Source organism: Collinsella sp. CLA-ER-H10, assembly GCF_040092475.1.
Classification (GTDB): domain Bacteria; phylum Actinomycetota; class Coriobacteriia; order Coriobacteriales; family Coriobacteriaceae; genus Collinsella.
The window spans coordinates 1-17,520 of record NZ_JBBNLM010000009.1; the positions used below are offsets into that span (position 1 = coordinate 1).

The window sequence follows — 17,520 nt, forward strand, 5'->3', positions numbered from 1 at the left end:
ATAGGAACACCCCCCTGCACTGACTCCGATGCGGGGGGGGGGTTGTTTCTGTATTTATTCAGTCGGAGTATCGATTATCGATTGTTGGTCAGCTAAGTGTCGGCCTCTCGGTTTCCCGTTAGATATACCTTGCTACCTGCGTATACTCGATTTTCGAGCTTTGCCCTACAGGTAAATTCCCTCGAACAGGCTCTTGTGGAACTCGGCGTGATGGTCGCGTGCCCAGGTAAAGAGCGCCTGGTCAAAGTCGGTGCGCGTGGCCGGGACGCCAAAGACGCCGGCAACTTCGACGCGCACAAACTCCAGTGCCGGCAGCTTGTTGATGGCAGTGAGGGCAAACGGGGACGAGGGCTCTTCGAACAGATAGCGGCTGCCTTGCAACGCGTCACAACTGGTGCACGTGTTGCCGAGCGACGGGGCTTTGGAGGCTCGCGCGCCTACGGGCTTGTAGCCGCAGCGCTTATGAAGGTAGTCGCGGATCTCGCCCGGCACGCAGCCAAGAGCGGGCACGATGGCGAGTGCGTTGGCGTTGGCCGTGTCGATGGCAATGTGCCCGGCTTCGTTGGGCGCGTGCGCGATGGCGATGCTCTCGTCGTCATCGGCTCGATAGGGAATGCCGAAGGCCGCGACCGAGGTCTCTTTGTGACACTTCCAGCACTCGCGCTTGCCCAGTACAAGATATATATACGGCGCTGAGGGGTCGGATCGGTCAACACCGGGCAGCCACTCGGCAAAGGGCTCGGGGTTGACGCCGCTGGGTACATACCAGATCTTCTTGGTCCGGTCCCATTTGGCGCCCAACGCCTTGGCTTCTTCTTTGTGCGAAAAGGGAACATCGAGCTCGGTGCGCATGGTGGCTCCTTGGTGCTGCAGGTGTAAGTGGCTCAAGGATACCGCAGGGTGTGGACGTTGTGGCGTTTTGCCGAGAAGCTGCGGTGCGGATGGGTTCGAGACGTGTTGGTCTCGGCCTCGGTGACTATTGGGGCGGTTTTGATTGACTGCGGAGTCAGCCGGGATAGGCACTTGGGTCGCTGACGCGGTTTTGTGTATGGGCAGGGTGGTTGCTTGGGCGGTTGGAGCCGCCAGCTGATTTGGCGACATAAAACAAAACAGCCCAGAGGACATAGCCACTGAGCTGCGAACATTTGGTGGGCGTTAGAAGATTTGAACTTCTGACCTCTTCCGTGTCAGGGAAGCGCTCTCCCCCTGAGCTAAACGCCCGATCAAGGGTGCGCAAGCGCGCAAGGGATAATATAACGGAGCCTGAACTCGGTGGCAAGAACATTTTTAAAAATCGCTTACATTGTGGAATTCGGGGGCTTTGTCATAGCCATCTCAAAAGTGCCTGCTGCCGCGATTTGGCTGTCGCATAATGCAAGGCCATTGCGGTATCGAGCTATGGAAAGACGCCTGCGGAATTGTCCTACCGATAAGCGGACAAGCCTCCAGCTGGTGCCTTCGCCGTGGTAAGGTAAGCCGAATTGTTTCCAAGCTGTTTCGGGGGAGTGGAATGAGCAAAGAGTGTGTCGAGCAGGTCGAAGGCACAGGGGCTTCGGTGCCGATGACCGATATATCGAACATTGATGTGCCCGAGGGCACCGACGAGCTCAGCCGCAACACCCGTCGCGCCTGGCGCGAGCGCCTTAACGATGCGTCGTCGCGCAAGATGATCACGGGCGTCTTGGCTACGCTGGTGGGCGGTTCGTTTTGGGGCTTCTCGGGCACCAGCGCGAGCTTTCTGTTCGATATCTACCACGTCGACACCTTGTGGCTTATGAGCGTGCGTCAGATTCTCGCCGGTCTACTCTTTATGGCCGTGGTTGTTACGCGCGACCGCGAGCGCCTGATTAAGCTCTGGACCACACCCGCCGATCGCAAGCAGCTGCTGCTCTTTACCGCCTTTGGCCTGCTGTTCAACCAGTTTTGCTATCTTTCGGCCGTGCGCCTGACGAACGCCGGAACCGCGACGGTGCTCCAGTGCCTGCAACTCGTTATCATCATGGGCTACGCCTGCGTGACCGATCGCCGCATGCCGCGTACTCGCGAAGTCATCGGCATTGGCCTGGCTCTGGGTGGAACCTTTTTAATCGCCACCGGCGGCGACCCCACCAGCCTGAATATCTCGCCGCTTGGCCTGGCAGCAGGTCTTATGTGTGCGGTCAGCGCCGCGTGTATGGCGGTGATTCCCGCCAAGATCCTGCCCGAATACGGTAGCCCCATCGTCACGGGCTCGGCAATGGTCACGGCGGGCGTGGTCTCATGTGTCTTCGTGCAGCCCTGGGCGCATATGCCGGCGCTCGATGCCGCCGGCATCGAGGCGCTCGCGGTGTTCGTGGTTATCGGCTCGTTTTTTGCTTACATGCTTTATATGCAGGGCGTTAAGGACATCGGCTCGGTGCGCGCGAGCCTCATCGGAACTGTGGAGCCGGTTTCGGCGACCATCACCAGCGCCGTTATGCTGGGCACGGTGTTTTTGCCGACCGACCTTATCGGCTTTGCCATGATCATCGTGATGATGTTCCTCACGGTGTAGTTGACGCCGCCGCCAAGACAGAAAAGGTGTTGTGCCGCATTTTCGCCAATTGATGTCCGTGTCTGGAGTTTAGCTGTCGATGCTCAAAATGCCATAAACTAGTAACGTTATGGACTTTTTCATTGCGACTCAATTGCGAGGATTTCTTTATGGCTGGTAATCACTTTAAGGGCAGCGATAGCGGCCGTCCTGCAGTTCCGCCGCGTCCGAACGGGGCTGGTAAGGCCGGCATGCCGGGCGGCGCTGGACAGGGCGGTTCCGGTAAGCGCGTGTCCCCGGGCGAGACGGCGATGTTTACCGCTCTGTACGAGCAGTCTCAAAAGGCAAAAAAGACCGGCCGTGCAAAAGGGAATGTCTTTGCGGGCGGTGCAACCTCCACGTCGCAGCCGAGCGGGGCTCCTTCGGTGCCTGCGAACAACGCAGGTGCTGCCAACGCCGCGAATGGCGCCGGCAACGTTAATGCCGGCAAGGCCGCCAACAATACTCCCTCTGCCGGTGGCGCGGGGCTTACGGGTAACCTTGGCACGATTTACACCGGCGCCTCCGAGACTGGTACGTTCGCCCGCCTGGATGATAGCGGTGCCGAGTTTGCGGGCTCGGGTTCCAAGGAAGATTATTACGATTTTGGCTTGAACTACGGTAGCGACGCTTCGTCGAGTTCGACCTCTGACGGTCTGGTCCGTCATCGCCATCGCAAGGGCGAGCGCAAAAAGCGTCACACCGGCGCCATTATTGCCGCTGTGGTCGCGGTGCTTCTCGTTGCGTTTGGCGCAAGCGGCTTTATGCTGCTTAACTCGGCAAAGACCGTAAAGAGTGAAGCGAAGGAGGCTGTCGAGATCGTCAGTGGCCTTAAGGACAAGGTCACGTCGGGCGATTTTTCGACGCTGCCTGACGACGCGAAGAAGATCGATGAGCTCTGCAACAGCATGAAGGCGGAGACCTCGAGCCCGCTGTGGACGGCGGCTTCGTTTATCCCGGTGTATGGCAGTGACATCAACGCAGCCCGCACCATGATTGATGCCCTGTCCGATGTCTCGAGCAACGCGCTGGTTCCCATGGCCGATAACCTTTCGCAGGCTACGCCCGGCAAGCTGTTCCAGGACGGCATGATTAACGTGTCTGCGCTGCAGGCGGTCGCCGATTCGCTTTCCAGCAGCTCGAAGGTGTTCAAGAGCGCCAACGAGAAGGTCCAGGGCATTGGCGATACTCATATTTCCCAGGTGACCGAGCTGGTCGATAAGGCCAAGGACGGCTTTGCCACCCTCAACGGTGCGGTCGACGCGGCGGAGAAGGTCGCCCCCGTCCTTCCCCAGATGCTCGGCGCCAACGGCCAGACGCGCAACTACCTTGTGTACGCCATGAACAACGTCGAGATTCGTGCCTGCGGCGGCTTTGGCGGTTCGCAGGGCCTGATTTCGGTCACCGACGGCCAGATGTCGATTGGCGAGTTTGTTCCCCGCATTGGACTCAGCGAGGATGAGGCAGTCGAGAGCGTCGACGAAGAGGATGAGGCGCTGTTCGGCAACCACAGCAACCTGTACAACTCGGGCAATACCTATTCGCCTGATTGGCCCCGCAACTCGCAGCGTGTCGCCGCGCTGTGGAAGTCCCAGTATGGACAGGATGTTGATGGCGTCATCGGTATCGACCCGGTGTTCCTGCAGTATCTGCTGGGCCTGGTCGGTAATGTCTCGCTGCCCGACGGAACGGTTGTCGACGGCACCAACGCCGCAAAGGTCCTCATGCACGATGTGTACTGGAACTATCCGGTCGAGGAGTCGGACGGCATCTTTGCATCCGTCGCCAGCGCTGCCTTCGACAAGATCCTTGGCGGTATCGGCGATGTCGATGTTACGAAGCTTGTCAGCGCCGTTGAGCGCGGTGCCGAAGAGGGCCGCCTGATCGCGTGGATGAGAAACGATGATGAGCAGAACGCCATCAAAGAGACGGGCATTGACGCTTCGCTGCCCGATCCGGATGATCCGAGTGCCGATCCCGTTGCCGGCGTTTACTTTAACAACCTGAGCTTCTCCAAGCTCGACTGGTATCTGAACGCCGACACGCAGATCGGCCAGGGCATCAAGAACGGCGACGGCACGTGCTCGTATCGCATCACCGTTACCCTGACGAACATCATGACGCAGGAGGAGGCTGGCAAGCTGCCCGACTACGTTGCGGCGAGCGCACCCGATGCCGCACGTGACGACGAGCGTCTGAATGTCTCGTTGTTTGCCCCGACGGGCGGCAACATTACTGATCTGACCGTCGAGGGCACCCAGTTTGGTCTTGGCGCCGCTACGTGGCATGGAATCCCCTTCTATTCGGGCACCGTTGACCTGCATGCTGGCGAGACGACGACGATCACGTATACGCTGACCACGTCGGCCGAGGCGGGGGACAAGCCGCTTACGCTGCGTCAGACTCCTACATGCCAGGCGGCTCGCGACAGCGCGTCGGCGTAGGGTTTTTCTGGTAGCGCAGATAATCGAGTACCATTTTGGGGCGGACAGGCAATCTGTCCGCCCCTATTTTGTAAGGAGAGCGCATGAAGTACTTTGGCACCGACGGCTTTCGCGGTGAGGCCAACGTTGGGCTGACGGTAGAGCACGCTTATAAGATTGGCCGTTTTGTGGGCTGGTATTACGGCGCCAACCGCAGTGCTAAGGCGCGCGTCATCGTGGGCAAGGACACACGTCGCTCGAGTTATATGTTCGAGGCGGCGCTGGTGAGCGGTCTGGTCGCGAGCGGTGCGGACGCCTATATGCTGCACGTGATCCCGACGCCGGGCGTGGCGCATCAGACCGTGGAGGGCTGCTTCGATTGCGGCATCATGATCAGCGCGAGCCACAACCCGTTTTGCGATAACGGCATTAAGCTCGTCAATAGCGACGGTTTTAAGATGGACGAGGACGTACTGGAGCTCATCGAGGACTACATCGATGGCAAGAGTGAAGTTCCGTTGGCCACGGGCAACCACATCGGTGCCACGGTGGACTACATGCAGGGCCGCAACCGCTACATTGCTTCGCTCATTGCAAGTGCGAACTTTTCGCTGCAGGGCGTCAAGATCGGTATCGACTGCGCCAACGGCTCGGCTTCCTCGGTGGCCAAGCCGGTGTTTGACGCGCTCGGTGCCGACGTGCGCGTGATCAATGCCGCGCCCGATGGCTTTAACATCAACGTCGACTGCGGCTCCACGCATATGGAGCGTCTGCAGCGCCATGTGGTGGAGCAGGGCCTGGACGTGGGCTTTGCCTACGACGGCGATGCCGACCGCTGCCTGGCCGTGGACGAGCGCGGGCGCGTGGTCGACGGCGACCAGATCCTGTACGTGTGCGGCGTGTATCTGAACAAGCACGGGCGCCTCTCGGGCGGTACCGTGGTGCCGACGATTGCCAGTAACTTTGGCCTTGTCAAGTCGCTGGAGCTTGCCGGCCTGAGCGCCGTGACCAGCGGCGTGGGCGACCGTCACGTGTATGCCAAGATGCGCGAGGGCGGCTACAGCCTGGGCGGCGAGCAGACGGGCCATACGATCTTTGGCGATATCGAGCGCACGGGCGACGGCATTATGACCTCGCTGCGTGTGATGGAAGTGATTCGTGCCGAGCGCGAGACGCTCTCGCAGCTCACGGCTCCGTGCAAGCTGCTGCCGCAGGCGCAGGTTGCCGTGCGCGTGGCGGATAAGGACGCCGCGCTGGGCAACATGGGCGTGCAGGCCGCCATCGCCGAGGCCGAGGCGTCGCTGGCGGGCGAGGGCCGCGTGCTGGTGCGCAAGAGCGGAACCGAGTCGGTTATCCGCGTGCTGGCCGAGGCGCCCGACCAAGCATCTGCCGATGCCGCCATGAAGCGCATCGCCGCCGCGCTGGAAGCTCTGTAAGGTAGTCATTGGGGACGTTCTTAAACAACTAGGTGGAAAGGGGACGCCGCGGATTGGTTCCGCGGCGTCCCCTTTGCGTTGACGTGTCGGTTATGCCTTACAGCTCGTAGAGCGTGGTGAACTTGTCCTGCAGGTAGCTGCAGTAGTAGCGGGCATCGAACGCCATGCCGCACGCGCCCTTGATGAGCTCCGGCGCGTCCTTGGCGCGGCCCCACTGCCAAATGTGCTCGCCCAGCCAGGCGCGGACGGGTGTCAGGTCGCCGCTCGCACAGGCGCCGTTGAGGTCGACACCGTCGCGGCACATGGCCGGCACAAACATGGCGTCGTAGGCGCTGCCCAGCGCATAGGTGGGGAAGTAGCCAAACGAGCCGCCGCTCCAGTGCGTATCCTGTAGGCAGCCGTGCGTGTCGTCGGGAACGGGAATGCCCAGGTACTCATCCATGAAGCGGTTCCAAAGCGCGGGGATATCCTTGGCTGTGGCCTCGCCGGCAAACAGCATGCGCTCGATCTCGTAGCGCACCATAACGTGCAGCGGATAGGTGAGCTCGTCGGCCTCGGTGCGGATCAGCGAAGGCTGCGCGATGTTCACGGCGTGGTAGAGCGTGTCCTCGTCGACGTCGCCGTAGACCTCGGGTGCGTGGCGGCGCAGCACCTCGAGCAGCGGTCCCATAAAGGCGCGGCTGCGACCCACGGTGTTCTCGAAAAAGCGGCTCTGGCTCTCGTGGATGCCCATGGAGGTGCCGCCCTCAAGACAGGTGCGCGCATAGGCGGGATTGACGCCCAGCTCGTACATGGCGTGTCCCGCTTCGTGGATGATGCTGTAGACGTTGGAGATGCAATCGTCCTCGTAGATGTGTGTCGCGATGCGCGCGTCACCCACGGCAAAGCCCTCGCTAAACGGGTGCTCGGTAAAGGCAAGCGTGGTGTCGTTCAGGTTCAGGCCGACGAGCTTCATAAGGTCGAAGCTCATGGCGCGCTGGGCGGCCTCGGGCACGCGGGCGTGCAAAAAGTCGGCAGCGGGCTGCTGGCCGCGCTCGCCGATAGCGTGCACGAGCGGCACGACCGTCGCCTTGACCTCATCGCAAAACGCATCGAAGCTCTCGGCAGAAAGGCCGCGCTCGTACTGGTCGAGCCAAACGTCGTATGGGTCGCGCTTGGGGTCCATGAGTTCGGCCTGATGCTTGAGCTGGCCCACAATCTTGTCCACATAGGGCTCAAAGCTCGCCCAGTCGTTGGCCGTCTTGGCCTTGCGCCACACGGCGTCGGCCTCGCAGGTGAGCCTGGTCCAGGCCTCGGCCTCCTCGGTAGGAATAACGCTTGCCTCGCGCTGGTCGCGGCCGAGCACGCGGATCTCGTCGAGCAGCTGCGGGTCGTCTACGTGTCCGCCTGCAACCGTCTCGCGCGCTAACGAGCGTACGAGCTCAACGGACTTCTCGCTGGTCAGTAGCTTGTGATGCTCGCCGGCAAGCGTGCCCATGGCGTCGGCACGGGCGGCAGCACCGTTGGCAGGAGCAATCGTCGCTCCATCGAACTCGGCAATCTTGAGCAGGTACTCGCGAGTCCACAGCTTGCCCTCGAGTTTGCGGAACTTTTTGACGGCCTTGTCGACTTTAGCAGCCTTGACGCCCTTGGCAGCCTTTGCCACGGCGGCCTGGGCCTTCTTATCGAGTTTCTTTCCCATACCGTATCCTTAATCTCGCAGGCCGAGCGCCGCAGGCGGGTGCGCGGCCAATTTGCACAGCTACTTGCCTTGTACCCAGCGCGAACAAAACGGAACGCGGCGATGCGCTCGCGAAATGTGTTATCCTATAGCCCAATGCGTTGACGGAGAGGGTTTTGCCCGCCGAGTCGCCGGCAAGAGAGGGAAGGTCATGGGCTGCAAGCCTTCCTGCGGTGGCAAGGGCCAAGCGTTCACTCCCGAGCAGCGACCTCAACGGGCGCGCGGCCGGTGGCAGCGAAGCCCCAGTAGGGAAGCCGTGAGCCTCGCGACAAGGGGCAAAGAGTGGGCGCGGCGGGCCAGACATCCGCCGGGTCAAACAAGGTGGTACCGCGGAATTCAACCGTCCTTGGGCAATGTACATGCCCGAGGGCGGTTTTTTGTTACCGAACCGGGCCGCGCATCCGCAACATCGGGCGGCGTCAGCCGTCCCGGAGCGCGGATGCGCGAGAGACGAAAGGGAAGACATGAGTCTGATTGATGATCTGGTCAAACTCGAGGAAGAGGCCAAGGAGCTCGTCACTAGCGCTGACGACGCCGCCAAGCTCGAGGCCGCGCGCGTTGAGCTGCTCGGCCGCAAGGGCCGTATCACCGGCCTGATGCGCATGATGGGCAAGCTCGCCCCCGAGGATCGTCCCATGATGGGCAAACGCGCCAACGAGATGCGCCAGCTGATCGAGGGCATGCTCGACGAGCGCACCACCGAGATGAAGGCCGCCGCCCTCAAGCACGCACTCGAGCACGAGGCCGTCGACATCACGCTGCCGGGCATCCGTCCGCAGATCGGTCACCAGCACCTGATCAAGCAGATTATCGAGGAGGCTGAGGATATCTTCTGCGGCATCGGCTACACCGTCGAGTCCGGCCCCATGGTCGATACCTCCTACTACAACTTCACCGCGCTCAACGCGCCCATGGATCACCCGAGCCGCTCGGCTCGCGACACGTTCTATGTGGTCGACAACAACCCCGGCAGCGTCGCGCATCCCGAGGCTCACGCTCACGGCGAGTCCGACGTGCTGCTGCGCACCCAGACCTCGGGCGTGCAGATCCACACCATGGAGTCGCAGAAGCCGCCCATCTACATGATCTGCCCGGGCACCGTCTACCGTCCCGACACGGCCGACGCCTGCCACCTGCCGCAGTTCAACCAGATCGAGGGCCTGGTCGTCGACGAGGGTATCACCTTTGGCGATCTTAAGGGCACACTCGACTACTTTGTTAAGTGCATGTTTGGCGAGGATCGCAAGACGCGCTATCGCCCGCACTTCTTCCCCTTCACCGAGCCTTCCTGCGAGGTGGACGTGAGCTGCCACGTGTGCGGCGGCAAGGGCTGCAACTTCTGCAAGCACAGCGGCTGGATCGAGATCCTGGGCTGCGGCATGGTCGACCCCAACGTCCTGATCAACTGCGGCATCGACCCCGAGAAGTACACCGGCTTCGCCTTTGGTATTGGCGCCGAGCGCGTCGCGGCACTGCGCTACGACCTGCCCGACCTCAGAACGCTCATGACTGGCGATATGCGCTTCTTGAATCAGTTCTAGGCTGCGGCTTGCCCAAGCACGGCACCTCGGCGCTCGTTCGTCGCTTGCGTACCAAAGTACGCGGCGCTCCTCTTTCGGGCCGATCTGCCGCACTTGGACAACCCTCGCTTTGTAAGGAATGTTCACAAAGTTGAAGTTTCCACCTGCATCTCTTCGCAGGCTTTCAGTATGAAAGGAGAGCTAGATGCGTGTTTCTTACGACTGGCTCAAGACCATGATCGATATTCCGGAGGATCCCAAGACCCTTTCGGACGAATATATCCGTACCGGCACCGAGGTCGAGGCGGTCGACACCGTGGGCGAGTCCTTCGACCACGTGGTGACCGCCAAGGTGCTCACCAAGACCCCGCACCCCGATAGCGACCACATGTATGTGTGCTCGGTCGATGTGGGCGACAAGAACCTCGACGCCGACGGCAATCCCGCTCCGCTGCAGATCGTCTGCGGCGCGCAGAACTTCGAGGCCGGCGACCACATCGTCACGGCCATGATCGGCGCAGTTCTGCCCGGCGACGTCAAGATCAAGAAGAGCAAGCTTCGCGGCGTCGTGTCCATGGGCATGAACTGCTCCGCGCGCGAGCTCGGCCTGGGCGGCGACCACTCCGGCATTATGATCCTGCCCGAGGATACGCCCTGCGGCATGCCGTTTGCCGAGTATGTTGGCTCAAGCGACACCGTGCTCGACTGCGAGATCACACCCAACCGCCCCGACTGCCTGTCCATGATCGGTATGGCCCGCGAGACCGGTGCCATCTTCGATCGCGATTTCCACGTGGAGCTGCCCGCCATCAAGGCCGAGACCGGCCGCGCGACCGACGACGAGCTTTCGGTCGAGATTGCCGACGAGGGCCTGTGCGACCGCTACGTCGCCCGCATCGTGCGCAACGTGAAGGTCGGCCCGTCGCCCGACTGGATGGTCAAGCGCCTCAACGCCCTGGGCGTGCGCCCGCACAACAACATCGTCGACATCACCAACTATGTGATGATGCTCACCGGTCAGCCGCTGCACGCCTTTGACCTGGACACCTTTGCCGAGCGCGATGGCAGGCGTCGCGTGGTGGTTCGCGCCGCCCAGCAGGATGAGAAATTCACGACGCTCGACGGCGAGGAGCGCGCGCTCGACGCCGGCATGGGCCTTATCACCGACGGCGAGCGCCCCGTGGCGTTGGCCGGCGTTATGGGCGGCATGGATTCCGAGATCGAGGACGACACCGTCGACGTGATGGTCGAGAGTGCCTGCTTCAACGCCGGTCGCACCTCGCACACCAGCCGCGATCTGTCGCTGATCTCCGACGCCTCCATTCGCTTTGAGCGCCAGGTCGACGAGACCGGCTGCGTGGATGTCGCCAACGTCACGTGCGCGCTCATCGAGGAGATCGCCGGCGGCGAGGTCGCTCCCGGCTACGTCGACGTTTTCCCCGCGCCCAAGACCATCGACAGCATCAAGCTGCGCCTGACCCGCGTGCACGCCATCTGCGGCGCCGACATCGAGCCTGATTTTATCGAGCGTTCGCTCACCCGCCTGGGCTGCACCGTCGAGCGCGACGGCGAGGACTTCATGGTCACCCCGCCGAGCTTCCGCCCCGACCTGCCGCGCGAGATCGACCTGATCGAGGAGGTCCTGCGCCTGTGGGGCATGGGCCGCGTGACGGCGACCATCCCGGCTGCCAAGAACCACATCGGCGGCCTGACTCGCGAGCAGAAGCTCACCCGCAAGGTCGGCGAGATCCTGCGCGCCTGCGGCCTCAACGAGACCACGACCTTTGGCTTTGCCGCTCCGGGCGACCTGGAGAAGATCGGCATGTCCACCGAGGGCCGCGGCTGCCCCGTGGTGCTCATGAACCCGCTGGTGGCCGAGCAGACCGAGATGCGCCGCTCGCTGCTGCCGGGCCTGCTGCAGTCCGTGGCCTACAACGAGGCGCACGGTACGCCCAACGTGCACCTGTACGAGGTCGGCAGCCTGTTCCATGGTCGCGAGAATGCCAGCCTGCCCAAGGAGACCAAGTCCGTGGCGGGTGTGCTCTCGGGCCAGTGGAGCGACCAGTCCTGGACTATGAAGTACCGTAAGCTGCGTTTCTTCTTTGGCAAGGGCATCGTCGAGGAGCTGCTCGCCCAGTTGCGCATCGAGAAGGTTCGCTTCCGTCCCGTCGAGGGCGAGGGCTATGCCTTCCTGCAGCCGGGTCGTGCTGCCGAGGTTCTGTCCGGCGGCACCGTGCTGGGTTGGGTCGGCGAGATCCACCCCGAGGCGCGCGAAGCCATGGGTATCGACGAGGTCGTCGTTGCCTTTGAGCTCGATCTGGACAAGCTGATCAAGGGCGCCCGCAACCAGGAGAACTACCGTGAGTTCTCGCAGTACCCTGCCGTTGAGCATGACCTGGCTATCGTGGTCGATAACTCCGTGACCTGCGAGGATCTTGAGCGCCGCATTGCCAGCGCCGGCGGTAAGCTGCTCGAAGGCGTGCGCCTGTTCGATGTCTACCGCGATCCGGTCCGCATTGGCAAGGGCAAGAAGTCCATGGCCTTTGCGCTTACGTATCGCTCCGACGACCACACGCTCACCAGCGAAGAGGTCGAAAAAGCGCACCAAAAGATCGTCACCAAGGTGTGCAAGGGCGTAAACGGCGAGGTCCGCGGCTAGGATTTGTGCTGGGTATAGGCCAGCGGTGGCTGCCGCCGAGTCCTACGTGACTGCTATGCTCGATATAAGGCGCTGCTGAGCCTGCATATATGACACGCGCATTACATAACGGCGTGCTGCTTTGTCGGCAGTGCGCCGTTTTGCTATGATAGCCCGCGGCGTGTTACGAATCTGACATTACGTAACACTGACAAGGTAATTCAGGCGGCGTTGCAATTCTGTGCGCCAACAACCGGGAGGCGTATATGCACATTCCAGATAATTATCTGTCCCCGCAGACCGATGCCGTCATGGCAGTGGCGATGGTGCCCGTATGGGTTCACTGCATCAAAAAGGTGCGCGCCACGCTCGATCGCGAGCATATGGCGTTCCTGGGCATCTGCGCCGCATTCTCCTTCTTGCTCATGATGTTCAACGTGCCGCTGCCAGGCGGTACCACTGGTCACGCCGTTGGCGGCGCGCTCATCGCGCTGCTGCTGGGTCCCGAGGCCGCGGCCATTGCCGTCTCGGTCGCGCTGGCGCTGCAGGCGCTGCTATTTGGCGACGGCGGCGTTCTGTCGTTTGGCGCCAACTGCTTTAACATGGCCTTTGTGCTGCCGTTTGCCACCGCTATCGTGTTTCGTGCGCTCAACAGCCGTCTGCACGACAAGAGCTGGGGCACCTCGGTTTCTGCCATCGTGAGCGGTTGGGTCGGCCTGTGCCTGGCGGCCCTGTGCGCGGCAATCGAGTTTGGTATTCAGCCGATGCTCTTCACGAATGCTTCGGGCGCTCCGCTGTACTGCCCCTTCCCGCTGTCCGTGGCTATCCCGGCCATGTTGATCCCGCATATGCTGGTCGCCGGCGTGGTTGAGGGCGTGGCGACGGCCGCCATCTACGGTTTCATTAAGAAGACGGCGCCGAGCATTATCGTCGGGCCCGAGGCCGTCGATGGCCAGCTTGCTGCCGAGGGCGCTGCCGCCAAGAAGACCTCGCTGATCCCCACGCTCATCTTGGTTGCCGTGCTTGTCGTGGCCACGCCGCTGGGCCTGCTGGCCACGGGTGACGCCTGGGGTGAGTGGGACGCCGAGGGCGCCGCAACTGCCGTCCAGGAGGCTGGCGATGACAGCCTGCAGGCTTCGGTCGGCCTCGATGCTCCGACCTTTGCCGACGCGCTGCCCACGGGTGATTACCTGCAGGCCTATTCCGAGGAACAGGGCCTTGGCTTTGGCGGCCAGGCTGCCATGTATATCCTTTCGGGCGTGATTGGCGTGGCGGTGCTCACCATCGCATTCCGTCTGATCTCGCTGACGGTTAAGGAAAACTGAGCGCATGCAGATGGTCGAGCTGCCTAGCTGGCTTGCGGTCGAGCAGCGATACGAGCCCGCGGGGGCTCGGCATCGTGTGATGCAAAAGAATGTCCTGCACCTGGCGAGCCTGCTTGAGCGGGTTCGCCTGGGTGGAGGCGCGCACGAGCGCGGGTCGATGGTCGACCGCGCCCTTTCTTGCGTTTCGGCTCCGGTGCGCCTGGTGGGGATGTTCGTCTGCGTCCTGTGCGTGTGTCTGACGCAGAGTCCGCTGTACCTCATGTTGATGGCGGCTATTGCGCTGGTGCTCGTTGCCGTGCGCCCCGTACGCGGGCTGCGCGCGACTTTTGTACCGGCGCTTGGCGCCACGGGGCTTGCGGTGGTTCTGGCACTGCCTGCCCTGCTGCTGAGCGCGTCTGCCACGGGCGCCATGCTCATGATCGCGCTCAAGACGTTTATTAATGTGTCGCTGGTGCTGGGTGTTTCGTGGACGCTCACCTGGAGCCGCATGTCGGCGGCGCTCAAAATGCTGCACCTGCCTGACGAAGTTATCTTTACGTTTGATATGGCGCTCAAGCACATCGAGGTGCTGGGTCGCACGGCGCACGATCTGTGCGAATCGGTTATGCTGCGCAGCGTCGGTCGCGCGCCTGCGGGGTTTTCGCGCACCGACTCGGTGGCGGGTATCATGGGCATGACGTTTATCAAGGCGATGGAATGCAGCCGCGCGATGGACGAGGCCATGCTCTGCCGCGGCTTTGCCGGTACGTACCCGGTCCCCGCGCGGAGCGGCTTTGGCTGGCGCGATGCCGTTTACGCGGCCGCTGTGGCGTTGCTCGCCGTGTTGTGCGCGGTGCTGTAGCGCGGGCGGTCGAACCGTCGATGTGAGTAGGGAAGGGCGACGTTTTGGCAAACGATACGAATGACGCGATGGGTGCGAGCGGTGCTGCCGGCGCCGAGGTCACGCCGCTCATCGAGTTTCGCGACGTGGTGTTTTCCTATGCGGGCCATACGGTGGTCGATGGCGTTTCGCTACAGGTGGACCGTGGAGAACTCGTTGCCCTGCTCGGTCCCAACGGTTGCGGCAAGACGACGATCATGCGCCTTATCAACGGCCTTGAACTCGCGGATGCGGGTGCGTACCTGTTCGATGGGCATGCGGTCGATGCGGCGTATCTCAAGGATTCCGCGATGGCCCAGCGGTTCCATCAGCGCGTGGGCTTTGTGTTCCAGAATGCCGATGCGCAGCTCTTTTGCGCCACGGTGGGCGAGGAGGTCGCGTTTGGCCCGGCCCAGATGGGGCTGCCGGCAGACGAGCTCGAGCGCCGCGTGCGCGATGCTATGGGGCTGTTCCAGGTTGCCGACCTTGCCGACGCCTCTCCCTATCAGCTCTCGGGCGGGCAAAAGAAGCGCGTGGCGCTGGCGGCCGTCGTGTCTATGAACCCCGATATCCTGGTGCTCGACGAGCCTACGAACGGACTTGACGAGGACTCTTGCGACATCGTGGTCAACTTTCTACTGGCCTATGTTGCTGCCGGTAAGACGGTCTTGATGAGCACACACCATCAGGATTTGGTACGACGCCTGGGTGCCCGTGCCATCTATATCGATCGATATCATCACGTGGTCGCGGCACCCGTGGCATCGTATGGAACCGAAAGCGGCACTGCGGAATAGTTGCTGCGTAGTAGGGCCGCGGCCGTGCGCGACTTGACGTGAATGGTATAGTTATCCGGGTTTTTACGGGGGTAGCTATGCCAAGTTGGAATATTCATATCGCTCAGACGGAACGACTGCTGGCGCGTGCCGGCACGCTTGCCGATAACGTGCGCGACCGCAATGCCTTTTTGTTTGGCAGCGTGGTTCCGGACATTTTTGTGGGCTATATGGTTCCCGGCATCGCCGACCCCATCCCGTACCGCATTACGCACTTTGCCAAGCCCGAGCCCATTCCTAAGCCGCGCGAGCATGAGTTTTGGGACACCTATGTGGCGCCGCTGCTCAAAGGGGCGCCTGTTGGTACGCCGGCTGCCGCGACTTCGATTGCCGAGGAGCGCGAGCGACTCAATCGGGTGCATTATCCCCAACGCTACAAGGACGCCGAGCCGGTTGCCGGTCCCGGCGCAAGCGAGCTTTCGCTCGCGCCCGAGGACGTGGCGCAGTCGCTGCTCGATTTGACACTGGGCGTCTGGTCGCATCTGGTGGCCGATACCGTATGGAATACGCGTGTGAATCAGTATCTGGAGGCGCACGGCGGCAAGCCGTGCGAGGAATTCCGCATTAAAAAGCAAGGCGACTTTGACTGGTTTGGCAAGACGCTCGGCATTGTTTCTATCCCGCGTGCGACCGATCGCCTGTATACCGCGGCGACGCGTTTTGGTCAGTATCCCATCCATAAGGAGTATGTGCTCAAGACCATCGGCGTTATGCACGAGATTGTACGCGAAAACCCCGGCGAGTCCGATCATCCGCCGTATCGCCTGCTAACCGAGGAGTTTTTCGATACAACGTTTACCGAGGTCATCGAGCTAACCGAGGCGGGATTTGCGGCTCGCGTCGAATCGCCCGATATGCCTGCGCTTCCCCTGATTGCTAGCTGCTAGCTGGCCGGCCCGGCAGTGAATAGCTCAACCCAATCGACAAGTAGCTCTTGCCGTAAGGTATTTTCGGCAATGCGCTCCTGTTTGGTCTTTGGGGTGTAGGAAAGTCCAGCCTTTTTATGGATGAGCTCGGCTATGTGGTCGAAGCTCTTCTCATCCTTAATCTGGCCAAAGGTAATTTGGATGACGTCGTAGCCCATGCTTGTGAGCGCGGTGGCGCGCTCGGCATCGGAGAGGCTCGCGGCTTCGCTGCCGTGGGCGGAGCGGCCTTGGCATTCAAGGATGACACCCATGCTGTCGGTGGCGCTTTCGATGAGGATATCGGCGTAGCAGCAGGTTTTGTCATACAGCGAGCGCGCGGCGTCGCTGAGTGGGATGCGCACGTTGTTTGCGATGTTGATGCCCATGCCGCCCTCGTCGCGGGGGAGCGAGATAAGCATGGAGGTCTGTACTTCGAAGGGCGAGGAGGTCTGTCCTGTCATGCGTTCGGCGGCCCAGCGGAGCTGCTTAACACCGCGCAGGCCTGCGGCCTGCTTGGCGAACGCGGCGATATCCGCTGCGGAAAGAAGCGGCGTGCGCTTCCACAGGTTGGTATCCTTGCCGTTGACGTCGATAACCCGCTCCCAGCCGCAGTTGGGTGGAATGAGCTTAAGCGAAATAGCTTCATCAAGTTGCCGTTGCGCTCGTTTGCAGGGTGTATACACAGCAAACGAGCTGCACATCTCATAACACGCCATAAGCAGCTGGTTGCGTGAGACCTGCGTAGCAAGGTTGAGCAGTGTGAACTCGGGCGATGTGACATCAAACCCATGCTCGGTTTGCCTAAACGACCCGGGAGGCGGCTCTTGGGTCAGGAGGTACGATTTAAACAGGCTTCGCGACCCGGATTGTGCCCGAGTGAATACAATCCTGTGAGGCGGTGCGTGAAGCAGGTCTTTTACAACTGCATGACTTCCGAGGCCGCAACATCTGCGATCCATATTGCCAAGGCTAATGGCAGGGTAAAGGCCTAATATCTGTGGCGGGATACGGTGATAGTAAAAAGCGGATTGACCGCATAGCGTCAGGTCCATGACGTCCTCCTGGTCGAAATATGCTTTTGGACCGTGCGATGCCAGTGTCAATTCGGAAGTATGCGGCAAAATCTAAACCTTGTGAGCAGACCTGGCTTTTGAGGCTAGTTTATCAGGCATTTTGTTGCGAAAAAACGAGGTGTGCTCGGAGGTTTCAGAATTTGCCGCATACTTCCGAAAACCAGGTCGATCCGACTCTTGCTAAAACGATTTAGCAGCGTCTGTTGAGGTGTGGGGTTGCCACCGGGCGAACAC

General features: G+C 61.5%; 12 protein-coding genes and 1 tRNA gene. 9 read left to right on the forward strand and 4 right to left on the reverse strand.

Going from position 1 to position 17,520, the window contains the following annotated elements; genetic code table 11:
- Positions 1 to 165 precede the first annotated feature (165 nt).
- The gene (locus AAAX36_RS05475; protein ID WP_349074460.1) at positions 166 to 852 is read right to left on the reverse strand and encodes a DUF5710 domain-containing protein; all 687 of its coding nucleotides are present in this window, start codon (positions 850 to 852) and stop codon (positions 166 to 168) included.
- Between the two features lie 294 nt (positions 853 to 1,146).
- Positions 1,147 to 1,221 (reverse strand) — tRNA-Val (locus AAAX36_RS05480).
- A 289-nt stretch (positions 1,222 to 1,510) separates the two neighbouring features.
- Between AAAX36_RS05480 and AAAX36_RS05485 the strand changes: the two genes are divergently transcribed.
- The 3 genes from AAAX36_RS05485 (at position 1,511) to glmM (ending at position 6,410) form a co-directional block, all read left to right on the forward strand.
- Positions 1,511 to 2,533, forward strand: a complete 1,023-nt coding sequence (locus AAAX36_RS05485; RefSeq protein ID WP_349074462.1) for an EamA family transporter — start codon at positions 1,511 to 1,513, stop codon at positions 2,531 to 2,533.
- A 149-nt stretch (positions 2,534 to 2,682) separates the two neighbouring features.
- Positions 2,683 to 4,995, forward strand: a complete 2,313-nt coding sequence (locus AAAX36_RS05490; protein WP_349074464.1) for a DUF4012 domain-containing protein — start codon at positions 2,683 to 2,685, stop codon at positions 4,993 to 4,995.
- An 83-nt stretch (positions 4,996 to 5,078) separates the two neighbouring features.
- The gene (gene glmM / locus AAAX36_RS05495) at positions 5,079 to 6,410 is read left to right on the forward strand and encodes a phosphoglucosamine mutase (protein WP_349074466.1); all 1,332 of its coding nucleotides are present in this window, start codon (positions 5,079 to 5,081) and stop codon (positions 6,408 to 6,410) included.
- Between the two features lie 97 nt (positions 6,411 to 6,507).
- Here glmM and AAAX36_RS05500 read toward each other — a convergent pair whose 3' ends face one another.
- Entirely contained in the window at positions 6,508 to 8,091 is a 1,584-nt protein-coding gene (locus AAAX36_RS05500) for a carboxypeptidase M32 (protein ID WP_349074468.1), read from the reverse strand.
- Between the two features lie 503 nt (positions 8,092 to 8,594).
- Here AAAX36_RS05500 and pheS point away from each other — a divergent pair.
- The 6 genes from pheS (at position 8,595) to AAAX36_RS05530 (ending at position 16,195) form a co-directional block, all read left to right on the forward strand.
- A complete protein-coding gene (gene pheS, locus AAAX36_RS05505; protein WP_117770495.1) occupies positions 8,595 to 9,671 on the forward strand; it encodes a phenylalanine--tRNA ligase subunit alpha in 1,077 nt (358 codons plus the stop codon).
- Between the two features lie 184 nt (positions 9,672 to 9,855).
- Positions 9,856 to 12,309, forward strand: coding sequence for a phenylalanine--tRNA ligase subunit beta (pheT, locus tag AAAX36_RS05510; RefSeq protein WP_349074470.1), 2,454 nt, complete (start codon positions 9,856 to 9,858; stop codon positions 12,307 to 12,309).
- Between the two features lie 245 nt (positions 12,310 to 12,554).
- Positions 12,555 to 13,613: a cobalt transporter CbiM gene (gene cbiM / locus AAAX36_RS05515; RefSeq protein WP_349074472.1), complete on the forward strand. Its 1,059-nt coding sequence runs from the start codon at positions 12,555 to 12,557 to the stop codon at positions 13,611 to 13,613.
- A 4-nt stretch (positions 13,614 to 13,617) separates the two neighbouring features.
- Entirely contained in the window at positions 13,618 to 14,454 is an 837-nt protein-coding gene (locus AAAX36_RS05520; RefSeq protein WP_349074475.1) for an energy-coupling factor transporter transmembrane component T, read from the forward strand.
- A 44-nt stretch (positions 14,455 to 14,498) separates the two neighbouring features.
- Positions 14,499 to 15,269 (forward strand): ABC transporter ATP-binding protein, encoded by a 771-nt coding sequence (locus AAAX36_RS05525; protein ID WP_349074477.1) that lies wholly within the window; start codon positions 14,499 to 14,501, stop codon positions 15,267 to 15,269.
- Positions 15,270 to 15,346: 77 nt separating this feature from the next.
- The gene (locus AAAX36_RS05530) at positions 15,347 to 16,195 is read left to right on the forward strand and encodes a hypothetical protein (RefSeq protein WP_349074479.1); all 849 of its coding nucleotides are present in this window, start codon (positions 15,347 to 15,349) and stop codon (positions 16,193 to 16,195) included.
- Here the strand turns inward: AAAX36_RS05530 and AAAX36_RS05535 are convergent.
- The gene (locus AAAX36_RS05535) at positions 16,192 to 17,265 is read right to left on the reverse strand and encodes a hypothetical protein (protein WP_349074482.1); all 1,074 of its coding nucleotides are present in this window, start codon (positions 17,263 to 17,265) and stop codon (positions 16,192 to 16,194) included. The genes AAAX36_RS05530 and AAAX36_RS05535 overlap by 4 nt on opposite strands.
- Between the last annotated feature and the right edge of the window lie 255 nt (positions 17,266 to 17,520).